Here is an 11,941-nt window from a genome sequence, read left to right as displayed (position 1 = left end):
GTCCTCCAGCCAGGCCCTCGGCTACCTCGCCAGCTCCCCGGCCGCCCGCGCCCCCCCCCGCCGCCCCCGGGGGGGGCGCCCCCCCCGGCTCACCGGTCGCGCGCCGTGCGCGACCGGACACAGCTCGACGCTCTTGCTGTTGCGTGGCGCCCGGGATCAGCGCTCGTCGGTGTCGGTCGTCGCGGCGGTGCCGCTCAGTCGACCGCTCTCGTCCTGTATCTCCACGGCGATCTTCTTGAGCTCGGGCTCGAACTTCCGGCCGTGGTGGGCGCAGAAGAGCAGCTCTCCACCGCTTGCGAGTACGACGCGCAGGTAAGCCTGGGCGCCGCAGCGGTCGCAGCGGTCAGCCGCGGTGAGCGGGCTCGCAGGGGTCAGAACAGTAGTCACGTCGCCTCTTCTCTAGCTCGACGAGCTGTCGTACCAGGGTCAACATCCAACCAGGCCGAAAACGTTCCCGCTCGTGGCTTTTCTTCTCTGAGGATTCTGCTGTGTTGATGAGGACGTGCCCCGGGGGCCGGTGGTTCATGCGTACCGAATCCCAGGATCCGTCTCTCGCTCGAACGCCCGATCGGAACCGAGTGTCGGAGTCCGCGTAGCATAATCCTCTGCTGGGTTGGAGCATAAGCCCCGTCCCCGGCCCCGGTAGCCTGCATAACGGCAGTTCCGGAGCCTGTGCCCGGTCCCACGATCCGCCAGGACCGCTGGTACCGGGAGGAGATGGAGCCCCGGCGCGGCCAATCCGGCGCGGCGCTTGTTCGCGCAGCGCGTACAAGCTGCGCGGGACCGGCTCGTCGTGCTGTGCACCCAGCGGAGGGGTGTGCACACACAGGGGAACGGCTGTCGGTGCGGTGTGCTGCACTGGCGGACGGTCCGGACCCGTCCGGACGTGACCGATGAGACAGAGACTTCACCGAGGAGAGTGCCGCGTGAGTGCCGAAACGACCGTGCCGTCCGCTCTGCTGGCCGGTGACGACGGTTCCAACTACACCGCTCGGCACCTGCTCGTCCTGGAGGGCCTGGAGGCGGTCCGCAAGCGCCCGGGCATGTACATCGGCTCCACCGACAGCCGCGGCCTGATGCACTGCCTCTGGGAGATCATCGACAACTCCGTCGACGAGGCGCTCGGCGGCTACTGCGACCGGATCGAGGTCGTGCTGCACGACGACGCCTCGGTCGAGGTCCGCGACAACGGACGCGGCATCCCGGTGGACGTCGAGCCCAAGACCGGGCTGTCCGGCGTCGAGGTCGTCATGACCAAGCTGCACGCCGGCGGCAAGTTCGGCGGCGGCTCCTACGCGGCCTCCGGCGGCCTGCACGGCGTCGGCGCCTCCGTCGTCAACGCGCTCTCCGCCCGGCTGGACGTGGAGGTCGACCGCAGCGGTCACACCCACGCGATCAGCTTCCGCCGCGGCACCCCCGGCATCTTCACCGAGACCAGCCCGGACGCCCCGTTCGAGCCGGCGAACGGCCTGACCAGGGTCCGCAAGGTGCCCAAGACCCGCACCGGGACCCGGATCCGCTACTGGGCCGACCGGCAGATCTTCCTCAAGGACGCCAAGCTCGCCCTGGAGAGCCTGCACAGCCGGGCCCGGCAGACCGCCTTCCTCGTCCCGGGGCTGACCATCGTCGTCCGTGACGAGAGACTGACCGAGAGCGACAAGGTCGAGGAGACGACCTTCCGCTTCGACGGCGGCATCACCGAGTTCTGCGAGTTCCTGGCGCCCGACAAGCCGATCAGCGACGTGCTGCGGCTCAACGGCGAGGGCACGTTCAAGGAGACCGTGCCCGTCCTCGACGACCTCGGGCACATGACGCCCACCGAGGTCACCCGCCAGCTGGAGGTGGGCATCGCGCTGCGCTGGGGCACCGGTTACGACACCACCCTGCGCTCCTTCGTCAACATCATCGCCACCCCCAAGGGCGGCACCCACGTCACCGGCTTCGAGCGCTCGCTGGCCAAGACCGTCAACGAGGTGCTGCGGGCCAGCAAGCTGCTGCGCGTCGCCGAGGACGACGTCACCAAGGACGACGCGACCGAGGGCCTCACCGCGGTGGTCACCGTCCGGCTCGCCGAGCCGCAGTTCGAGGGCCAGACGAAGGAGGTGCTCGGCACCTCGGCGGCCAACCGGATCGTCGCGGCCGTCGTCGCCAAGGAGCTCAAGGCGTTCCTCACCTCGGGCAAGCGCGACGAGAAGGTCCAGGCCCGGGCCGTGCTGGAGAAGGTGGTCGCGGCCGCCCGGACGCGCGTCGCCGCCCGCCAGCACAAGGAGGCCCAGCGCCGGAAGACCGCGCTGGAGACCAGCTCGCTGCCGGCGAAGCTGGCCGACTGCCGCAGCGACGACGTCGACCGCAGCGAACTCTTCATCGTCGAGGGGGACTCCGCGCTCGGCACCGCGAAGCTGGCCCGCAACTCCGAGTTCCAGGCCCTGCTGCCGATCCGCGGCAAGATCCTCAACGTGCAGAAGGCGTCCGTGAGCGACATGCTCAAGAACACCGAGTGCGCGGCGATCATCCAGGTGATAGGGGCCGGCTCGGGCCGCACCTTCGACATCGACCAGGCGCGCTACGGCCGGGTCATCTTCATGGCCGACGCCGACGTCGACGGGTCGCACATCCGCTGCCTGCTGCTGACGCTCTTCCAGCGCTACATGCGGCCGATGGTCGAGCAGGGGCGGGTCTTCGCGGCCGTGCCGCCGCTGCACCGGATCGAGCTGACCAACCCCAAGCGCGGGCAGGAGAAGTACCACTACACCTACTCCGACGCCGAGCTGCGCTCCACCCTGCTGGAGTTCCAGCGCAAGAACCTGCGGTGGAAGGACCCGGTCCAGCGCTACAAGGGCCTCGGCGAGATGGACGCGGACCAGCTGGCGGAGACCACCATGGACCCGCGCCACCGCACGCTGCGCCGGATCAACCTGGGCGACCTCGACCAGGCCGAGAAGGTCTTCGACCTGCTGATGGGCAACGACGTCGCGCCGCGCAAGGAGTTCATCGTGGACTCGGCGGCCACTCTGGACCGCTCGCGCATCGACGCCTGAGCACCGCCGCGGACCGCAGGGCCCTCCACCCGTGGGTGGAGGGCCCTCGTGCCGCCGGGTCCACCAGGTGTCCACCCCGGCTCCGATCAGCGGGGGCGGCCGGATCCGTAGCGTCGGAGAGGTCAGCCCGCCCCTCCCGCCGGTACGGAGAACCCGATGCCCGACCTCGTCAACACCGTCGTGATCGTCGCGGTGACGGTCCTGGTGGCCGGACGCCAGATGCGCGCCAGGCGCCTCGACACCGAGCACCGCTCCTGGCTGCTCCCGCTGGTCCTCGGCGGCCTCGCGCTGCGTGATCCCGGGCTGGTCGACGCCGGGCACCCGGTGGCCTCCGTCGTGCTGCTGGTCGGCGGGCTGCTGGCGGTGCTCGCGGCGGGCTGCGCGTGGGGCTGGACCGTCCGGCTCTGGAAGGCGGAGGACGGCACGCTGTGGGCCCGCGGCACCCGGGCCACGGCGGCGGCCTGGTCGGGCATGGTCGTCGTCCGGCTCGGCCTGTTCGGTGTCGCCTCGGCGCTCCACGTGCACCAGGGCGGCAGCGTGCTGCTGCTCGGGCTCGCGGTCCTGCTGCTGGTGAGGTCGCTCGTGGTGAACTGGAGGGCCCGGGACCTGGCGGGCACCGGCGGCGGCGCCGTGACCGGCTGAGCGCTTGCCCGGGCGCTCGGCCGCGGCAGGGCGCCCGGGCTTTCCGTCCGGCCGTCCGGCCCGATCGCGACCCCGTCGACCTCCGGAGAAGAACCGTGCCCGAGTGGAGCTGGACCCGCTGGCCGTCCCGTGAGGCGATGGAGCGGGAGGCCGAGAGCCCGGCCCGCCGGACCCTCACGATGCTCGGCCGGGCCGCCCTGCTCGCCGCCGTGACCTGGGGGATGTTCTCCCACGGCGAGTACGGGGGCTGGGCGGTCGTGGCCGCAGCGGCGGGGCTGTCGGCGGCCCTCGGCGTGTACGCGGCCTACCTGCGCGTCAGCCGGGAGCAGCGGCTGGCGCCCTCGCTGGTCCTCGCCGCGGTGCTGGTCGGCGGTGCCTGGGCGGCCGAGGGCCTCCAGGCCGACCTGCTGGCCGGCGCCCTCTGGGTGGGGCTCGCCGTCACCACCGTGGTGCGGCTGCCGGCCGGTCCCGCGGCCGTGGTCGCGGCGGTCGCGCTCGCCTCGTACGCGGCGGCGGGCTGGGAGGACCGGCTGAGCGTCACGGTCACCGTCTGCGGCCTCGCTGTGCTCGGCTACCTGCTCCGGCTGGACGCCGAGGCGCGGGGGACCGCCCGGCGGCTGCTCGCCCAGGAACGGGCGGCGCGGGCCGCCGAGGCGGAGAGCGCGGCACTCGCCGAACGGGCCAGGATCGCCCGGGAGATCCACGACGTGCTGGCCCACAGCCTCTCCGCCCAGCTGGTCCACCTGGAGGCGGCCCGGCTGATGCTGGACGCCGGCACCGACCGGGAGCAGATCCGGGAACGGGTGGTGGCCGCCCGGCGGATGGCGCAGGACGGCCTGGTCGAGACCAGGCAGGCGCTCTCCGCGCTGCGCGGCGAGCTGACGCCGGTCGGTGAGTTCCTGGTCGAGCTGACCGGCCGGGAGCGGGCGGTGCTCACCGTCGCCGGTACACCGCGCCCACTGCCCGCGGAGGCGGGGCTCGCGGTACGGCGCACGGCTCAGGAGGCGCTGACCAACGTGCGCAAACACGCCCCCGGCGCACGCTGCACCGTCGAACTGCGCTACCTGCCGGGAGAAGTGGGACTGGAGGTGCGCAACGGGCGGCCCGCGCGTGGCGATGTGCCGCCGGAGCTGGCCGGTAGCGGCGCCGGGTACGGTCTGCTCGGGATGCGCGAACGCGCGGAACTGCTCGGCGGCACCCTGCTGGCGGGCCGTCACGAGGGAGGATGGCGCGTGCTGCTGCGGGTGCCGACGTGAGGACGGGTGCGGGACCGGGCGCGGAACCGGGTGCGGGGTCGGTCCGGGTGGTGGTCGCGGACGACCAGACGGTGGTGCGCGAGGGCATCGTGATGCTGCTCGGGCTGCTGCCCGGCATCGCGGTGGTCGGCGCGGCGGCGGACGGCGAGGAGGCCGTCGCCCTGGTCGAACGGCACCGTCCGGACGTGGTGCTGATGGACCTGCGGATGCCGCGCTGCGACGGGGTCGAGGCGACCCGGCGGATCCGTGCGGCCCACCCGGGGACCGAGGTGGTGGTGCTCACCACGTACGCCGACGACGACTCGCTGTTCCCGGCGCTCCGGGCCGGGGCGCGCGGCTACCTGACCAAGGACGCCGGCGCGGAGGAGATCGCCCGGGCGATCTCGAACGTCCGCGCCGGGGCTGCCGGGCTCTCCCCGCAGGTGCAACTGCGCCTGCTGGACCGGCTGGCGGCCGGAGGCGAGGACCCGGGCCCGGGCGGAGGAGCGGCGCGCGACGGCGCGGCGGCCGAGCGGCAGGCGGACCCGCCGGACGGGCTGACCGCGCGGGAGGCCGAGGTGCTGGGGCTGATCGCCGAGGGGTTCTCCAACACCGAGATCGCCCGGCGGCTGTTCGTCAGCCCGGCCACCGTGAAGACGCACATCAACAACCTGTTCGCCAAGACCGGCGTGCGGGACCGGGCGCAAGCGGTCGCGTACGCCTTCCGAAAAGGAATCACCGGGACGCCGTAGTAGTCCGATGAGCGCCTGTCGGATGATCGATCACCTTATCGAGTGAACGTATCTGCGTTGGCGGTTTGGCGGGTTCGGGCGCCGCCATCATGGTTCGGGACACAACCCCCCGGGTCCAGGAGCAGCGGTGCCACAACAGCAGACGAGCAGTCCCGAACAGGGACGGCAATCCGAGCAGGGGCAGCGATTCGACTGGTGGGCCGAGCCCGCAGCCGTCCCCGGACAAGCCCCGCGACCGACGGACCGGACAGCGGAGGACCGGGTGGCGGACCGGGTGGCGATGGGCCGGACGGTCGCGGACCGGACGGCGGACCGGGCCCCGGCGGACGGACCGAGGACGGACGGCCCGGGGGCGGAGGATCCGGAGACCGGCAGACCGGAGCCGGACGGCAGTACCGAGGTCTACCGCTCGGTCCAGCACAGCGAGGCCTTCCAGCAGATCCGCCACAGCTACCGCGCCTTCGTCTTCCCGGTCAGCGGCGTCTTCCTCGCCTGGTACCTGATGTACGTGGCCGCCCAGGCGGTCGCGCCCGGCCTGATGCGGAGCCCGGTCGCGGGACCGGTCAACGTGGCCTGGCTGCTCGGCCTGCTGCAGTTCGCCTCGACCTTCCTGCTGACCTGGCTCTACGCCCGCAACGCCCGCACCAAGCGCGACCGGGCCGCCCTGTCGCTCCGCTGGGACACCCAGGACCAGCTGCGATGACGACCGCGACCCCGCCGCCCGTCGCCCCCGCCGGCGACCACCACGACCTGGCCGTCGTCCTGTTCGCCGTCATCGTCCTGGTCACCCTGGCGATCACCCTCTGGGCCGGTCGCCGAGGCAGCGCCGCCGAGGACTTCTACGCCGGCGGCCGCGACTTCACACCGTTGCAGAACGGCTTCGCGCTCTCCGGGGACTACCTCTCCGCCGCCTCCTTCCTCGGCGTCGCCGGGCTGATCGCGCTGTACGGGTACGACGGCGTGCTCTACAGCATCGGCTTCCTGGTCGCCTGGCTGGTCGTGCTGATGCTGGTCGCCGAGCTGGTCCGGAACGCCGGCCGGTACACCCTCGCCGACGTGCTGGCCCTGCGGCTGCGCCGGCGCAAGGTCCGCGCGGCGGCCGGTGGCGCCAGCGTGGTCGTCACGCTGTTCTACCTGGTCGCCCAGATGGTCGGCGCGGGCAGTCTGGTCGCCCTGCTGCTCGGGACGAACAGCGCCCAGGCCCGGACCTGGACCATCGTGGCCGTCGGCGGTCTGATGATCGTCTACGTCACGGTGGGCGGGATGCGGGCCACCACCTGGATCCAGATCGTCAAGGCGGTCCTGCTCGTCGCCGGGTCGGTGCTGCTGACCGTGCTGCTGATGGTCCGGTTCCACGGTGACGTCGCCGAGTTGATGCGGCAGGCCGCCCAGCACAGCGGCGCCGGCCAGCGCTACCTGGAACCCGGGCTCAAGTACGGACACAGTTTCACCAGCCGACTGGACTTCTTCAGTCTCGGGCTGGCCCTGGTGCTGGGCACCGCCGGGCTGCCGCACATCCTCTCCCGCTTCTACACGGTGCCGACCGCGCGGGCCGCCCGGCGCTCCACGATGTGGGCGATCGGGCTGGTCGGCGGGTTCTACCTGATGGCCATCGCGCTCGGCCTGGGGGCCACCGCGCTCGTCGGCTCGGCCGAGGTGCGGCACGCCAACCCGGCGGGCAACACGGCCGTTCCGCTCCTGGCCCTGGTGCTCGGCGGCGGCAACGGCTCGACCGGCGGGGTGCTGCTGTTCGCGGTGATCTCGGCGATCGCCTTCGCCACCATCCTCGCCGTGGTCGCGGGGCTCACCCTGGCCTCCTCGGCGGCGTTCGCCCACGACATCTGGGCGGGGGCCTGGCGGGGCCGTCCGCGCCGTTCGCGCGGCCTCCGCGCCCGGCGGGCCGCCGTCCCTGCCTCCCGACGGGCGCGGGGCGAGCCGGCGAACGGGGCGTCGGCGGCCGTGGAGTCCTCGGGCACGATCGCGGTCGCGGAGCGGAAGGAGGTCGGCGTCGCGCGGGTCGCGGCGGTGGGGATCGGCGCGGTCGCCATCGCGCTCAGCCTCTTCGCGCAGCAGTTGAACGTGGCCTTCCTGGTCGGACTGGCCTTCGCCGTCGCCGCCTCGGCCAACCTCCCGGTGCTGCTCTACAGCCTGTTCTGGCGGCGGTTCACCCCCCGCGGCGCGGTCTGGTCGGTGTACGGCGGGCTGATCCCGGCGGTGGTGCTGGTGATCTTCTCGCCGGTCGTCTCGGGGACCAAGGTGGCGTTGTTCTCCGGGGTCGACTTCCACTGGTTCCCGCTGGAGAACCCGGGCATCGTCTCCATCCCGCTCGGGTTCCTGGCCGGGTGGATCGGCACCCTCACCTCGCCGGAGCCGGCCGATCCGGACCGGTACGCGGAGCTGGAGGTCCGGGCCCTGACCGGGGCGGGGGCCGCGTAACGGGCACCGGCCGCGCAGGCGGGCGCGACCCCGGCGGGTCCTGGTGGACCCGCCGGGGTCCTTCCGTGCCCGGCTCCCGTCGCGTCGCTACCGCCGGCGTTTCCGTTGGCGCTACCGCCGGCGCTCAGCGCTGCCGCACCGCCGCGACGTCCATCCGGGACGGTGTGGCCGCCGCCTTGCCGCAGCTCTCCGCGCGGGCCGGCTCGCTCACCCCCTCGACCACCTCGACCTCCCAGGACCGGCCGTCCTCGTGCCGGACCTCGACCAGCCAGCGGCCCTCGCCGTCCGGCCGCCGGGCCGCCACGGTCAGCGCGTCCACCCTGGTCTCGCCCGTCGACACCCGTACCGCGTGGTCGGCCGCCTGGCCCGGACGGTCCCAGCCCGAGCAGCCCCGCGACCACTCCGGGACCATGTGGCCCACGGCCGTCGCCGACAGCACCTCCTTGGCCGCTTCCGGCGTCAGCCGCCCGTACGCGTACCCGTACGGGAGCACCAGCATGGTCGGGGAGAACCGGTGCCCGCCCAGGTGCGTCACCTCCCACACCTCGCTGTGCCCGGCGACGGCCAGCTCGGCCGCCAGCGGGCGGCCCAGCAGCGCGCAGCACCGGTCCCGGCGGCCGTTGGTGCACACCAGGGCGATCGGTCCGCCGACGTGCGGCACCCCGAAACCGCCGTGGTCGCCCGCGCCCAGCGCCGCGAAGTCCAGTCCCAGCAGCTCGGCGGGGTCGCTCACCGCGGACCGGCGCACCCACCCGCGTCCCGGCACGGCGTGCGCGATCAGCACCTCCTGCCGCGGCGTCGGCAGGCAGTCGGCGTGGCGTCCCGGCCGCCGGATCAGGGCCACCCGCACCCCGGTCCCGGCGGTCGCCGCCTCCAGGGCCCGCCCCGTCGCGGCGTCCAGATGGCTCTCGGCGAGCGCCTTCGCCCCCCACGGGCCGGTCTGCTCGACCAGCAGCCAGGTGGTGGCGGTGGCCGCCGTGGCGGCCAGCGGCTCCGACAGTTCACGCGACAACGTCGCACAGGTGCTCACGCCGGTAAGGCTACCCTCGCCCGTCGTGCGGAGGCGGATCGGATCTTCGCGCCGGCGCCGGGTTCGGGGAGGCCGGGAGCCGGTTTCGGCGGGCGGCCTGCGACGCCGGGGAAGCCCCCCGACGGGGATCCGGAAGAGCCCGGAGGGGCCCGGACCGAGGTCCGGGCCCCTCCGGGCTCCTGGCGGGGCGCGCGTCAGGCAGGTCCGGCGACGGTGTCGATCGGAGTGGTGACGGGGGTCCCGGAGCCGTCGCGGCGCGGGTCGCGCTCGGGCAGGTCGACCGGGGCGCCCTTGGCGGTGGTGGCGCGGGCCGGGGCGGGGCCGGCCCAGGCGAACGTGAGGGCGTCCTCGCCGCGCAGGAAGCGCTGGCAGCGGACACCGCCGGTGGCGCGGCCCTTGCGCGGGTACTGCTCGAAGGGGGTGACCTTCCAGCTGGACTGGGCCTCGCCGGTGAGGGTGCCGGAGGCACCGGCGACCGAGACGACCACCGCGTCGACGGCCGGGTCGACGGCGGTGAAGGAGAGCACGCGGGCGCCGTCGGAGAGCTTGATGCCGGCCATGCCGCCGGCCGGGCGGCCCTGCGGGCGGACCTGGCCGGCGGGGTAGCGGAGCAACTGGGCGTCGGAGGCGATGAAGACGAGGTCCTCCTCGCCGGTGCGCAGCTCGACCGCGCCGATCACCTCGTCGCCGTCCTTGAGCGCGATCACCTCGAACTCGTCCTTGTTGGCGGGCCATTCGGGGACCACCCGCTTGACGACGCCCTGCACGGTGCCGAGCGCCAGACCGGGGGAGGACTCGTCCAGCGTGGTGAGGGCGATGGCGCGCTCGCCGGTCTCCAGGCGCAGGAACTCGGTGACGGCGGCGCCGCCCGCGAGGGTGGGCGAGGGCGTGGGCGGGAGCGCCGGCAGGTCGATCACCGGCAGGCGCAGGACACGGCCGGCGCTGGTGACCACTCCGATGTCGGCGCGCGCGGTGCTGGGCACCGCGGAGACGATCACGTCGTGCTTGGCGCGCTTCTCGGAGAGCTCGAAGGGCTCGCCGTCGGCGGTGCGGGCGAGCAGTCCGGTGGAGGAGAGCAGCACCCGGCACGGGTCGTCGGCGACCTCCAGCGGCACGGTCAGGGAAGCGGCCGGCGCGGCGCCGGCCTCCAGCAGGACCGTCCGCCGCTCGGTGCCGAACTGCTTCGCCACGGAGGCGAGTTCGGTGGAGACGACGCTGCGAAGCCGGGTGTCCGAATCGAGGATCTCGGTCAGCTCGGCGATCTCGGAGTTGAGCTTGGCCTGCTCCTGCTCCAGCTCGACCCGGTCGAAGCGGGTGAGCCGGCGCAGCGGGGTGTCGAGGATGTACGCGGTCTGCGTCTCGGAGAGCGAGAAGCGCTCGATCAGGCGCTCCTTGGCCTGGGCGGCGTTGTCGCTGGACCGGATGAGGGCGATGACCTCGTCGATGTCGACCAGGGCGACGAGCAGGCCCTCGACCAGGTGCAGCCGCTCCTGCCGCTTGCGGCGGCGGAAGTCGCTGCGGCGGCGGACCACCTCGAAGCGGTGGTCGACGTAGACCTCCAGCAGCTCCTTGAGGCCGAGGGTGAGCGGCTGGCCGTCCACCAGCGCCACGTTGTTGATGCCGAAGGTCTCCTCCATCGGCGTCAGCTTGTAGAGCTGCTCCAGCAGGGCCTCGGGGACGAAGCCGTTCTTCACCTCGATGACGAGGCGCAGTCCGTGCTCGCGGTCGGTGAGGTCCTTGACGTCCGCGATGCCCTGCAGCTTCTTGGCGTTGACCAGGTCCTTGATCTTCGCGATGACCTTCTCCGGGCCGACGTTGTACGGCAGCTCGGTGACCACGATGCCCTTGCGGCGGGCGGTGACGGCCTCGATCGTGGTGGTGGCGCGGATCTTGAAGGTGCCGCGGCCGGACTCGTAGGCGTCCCGGATGCCGGAGAGGCCGACGATCCGGCCGCCGGTGGGCAGGTCCGGGCCCGGCACGAACCGCATCAGGGTGTCGAGGTCGGCGCTGGGGTGCTTGATCAGGTGCCGGGCGGCGGCGACCACTTCGGAGAGGTTGTGCGGCGGCATGTTGGTGGCCATGCCGACGGCGATCCCGGTGGCGCCGTTGACCAGCAGGTTGGGGAAGGCGGCCGGCAGGGCCAGCGGCTCCTGCTCGCTGCCGTCGTAGTTGGGCCCGAAGTCGACGGTCTCCTCGTGGATCGACTCGACCATCGCCATCGAGGCGGCGGTGAGCCGCGACTCGGTGTACCGCATCGCGGCCGGCGGGTCGTCGTTGCCGAGCGAGCCGAAGTTGCCGTGGCCGTCGATCAGCGGCAGCCGCATCGAGAACGGCTGGGCCATGCGGACGACGGAGTCGTAGATGGAGGCGTCGCCGTGCGGGTGCAGCCGGCCCATCACCTCGCCCACCAGGCGGGCGCACTTGACGTGGCCGCGCTCCGGGCGCAGTCCCATCTCGTTGGCCTGGTAGAGGATTCGACGGTGCACCGGCTTGAGGCCGTCCCGGGCGTCCGGGAGTGCTCGGGAGTAGATCACCGAGTAGGCGTACTCAAGGAACGAGCCCTGCATCTCGTCCACGACGTCGACATCGAGGATGCGCTCCTCGAAGTCTCCGGGCGGCGGGGTCTGCGAACTGCGGCGGGCCATCGCGGCGGGGCTCCCTTACGTCTCGCTTGCGTCTCGTCTTCGCTGTGGTGTCGCCGGCTGTCGTCGGGTGGTGTCAACAGGGCTCAGCGCCCCCATTGTGGACCCTCGCGCCGACAGTCCCGGCCAGCGCCCCTCTTCCGCCCCTGGCGAACGCCCTGTCCGC

9 protein-coding genes are annotated in these 11,941 nt (G+C 73.1%); 6 read left to right on the top strand and 3 right to left on the bottom strand.

All coding sequences use genetic code 11. The features are described 5' to 3' along the window. Positions 1-156: 156 nt before the first annotated feature. Complete coding sequence (locus ACFWIC_RS26230; RefSeq protein ID WP_329882610.1) at positions 157-387, bottom strand: hypothetical protein; 231 nt, start codon at positions 385-387, stop codon at positions 157-159. A gap of 539 nt (positions 388-926) precedes the next feature. Here ACFWIC_RS26230 and ACFWIC_RS26225 point away from each other — a divergent pair. The 6 genes from ACFWIC_RS26225 (at position 927) to ACFWIC_RS26200 (ending at position 8,103) form a co-directional block, all read left to right on the top strand. Then, positions 927-3,038, top strand: coding sequence for a DNA topoisomerase IV subunit B (locus ACFWIC_RS26225; protein WP_329950017.1), 2,112 nt, complete (start codon positions 927-929; stop codon positions 3,036-3,038). Positions 3,039-3,194: 156 nt separating this feature from the next. Continuing rightward, a complete protein-coding gene (locus ACFWIC_RS26220) occupies positions 3,195-3,680 on the top strand; it encodes a DUF1453 domain-containing protein (protein WP_380363722.1) in 486 nt (161 codons plus the stop codon). Positions 3,681-3,775: 95 nt separating this feature from the next. Further along, complete coding sequence (locus ACFWIC_RS26215; protein WP_329950019.1) at positions 3,776-4,936, top strand: histidine kinase; 1,161 nt, start codon at positions 3,776-3,778, stop codon at positions 4,934-4,936. Next, positions 4,933-5,667, top strand: coding sequence for a response regulator (locus ACFWIC_RS26210; RefSeq protein WP_380520153.1), 735 nt, complete (start codon positions 4,933-4,935; stop codon positions 5,665-5,667). Before ACFWIC_RS26215 ends, ACFWIC_RS26210 begins: the two co-directional genes overlap by 4 nt. A 127-nt stretch (positions 5,668-5,794) precedes the next feature. Continuing rightward, positions 5,795-6,370, top strand: coding sequence for a DUF485 domain-containing protein (locus tag ACFWIC_RS26205; RefSeq protein ID WP_380520152.1), 576 nt, complete (start codon positions 5,795-5,797; stop codon positions 6,368-6,370). Next, positions 6,367-8,103 carry a cation acetate symporter gene (locus ACFWIC_RS26200; RefSeq protein WP_329950022.1) on the top strand — a complete coding sequence of 579 codons (1,737 nt, stop codon included), beginning with the start codon at positions 6,367-6,369 and terminating at the stop codon, positions 8,101-8,103. The genes ACFWIC_RS26205 and ACFWIC_RS26200 overlap by 4 nt, the downstream gene beginning before the upstream one ends. 124 nt (positions 8,104-8,227) lie before the next feature. On the opposite strand, the gene ACFWIC_RS26195 is transcribed toward ACFWIC_RS26200, so the two are convergent. Further along, complete coding sequence (locus tag ACFWIC_RS26195; RefSeq protein WP_329882617.1) at positions 8,228-9,133, bottom strand: sucrase ferredoxin; 906 nt, start codon at positions 9,131-9,133, stop codon at positions 8,228-8,230. A 194-nt stretch (positions 9,134-9,327) separates the two neighbouring features. Beyond that, positions 9,328-11,778 (bottom strand): DNA topoisomerase IV subunit A, encoded by a 2,451-nt coding sequence (locus tag ACFWIC_RS26190; protein ID WP_329950023.1) that lies wholly within the window; start codon positions 11,776-11,778, stop codon positions 9,328-9,330. Between the last annotated feature and the right edge of the window lie 163 nt (positions 11,779-11,941).

Origin of the sequence: Kitasatospora sp. NPDC127035 (assembly GCF_042726075.1) — a bacterium.
Lineage (GTDB): Bacteria > Actinomycetota > Actinomycetes > Streptomycetales > Streptomycetaceae > Kitasatospora.
Note: the sequence above shows the minus strand (reverse complement) of the source record. Positions and strands in the feature narration are given on the sequence as shown.

Bases quoted from the DNA above. Each gene is read 5' to 3' on its own strand.
- ACFWIC_RS26220 (WP_380363722.1), top strand. From the start codon at position 3,195: ATGCCCGACCTCGTCAACACCGTCGTGATCGTCGCGGTGACGGTCCTG.
- ACFWIC_RS26200 (WP_329950022.1), top strand. From the start codon at position 6,367: ATGACGACCGCGACCCCGCCGCCCGTCGCCCCCGCCGGCGACCACCAC.
- ACFWIC_RS26190 (WP_329950023.1), bottom strand. From the start codon at position 11,778: ATGGCCCGCCGCAGTTCGCAGACCCCGCCGCCCGGAGACTTCGAGGAG.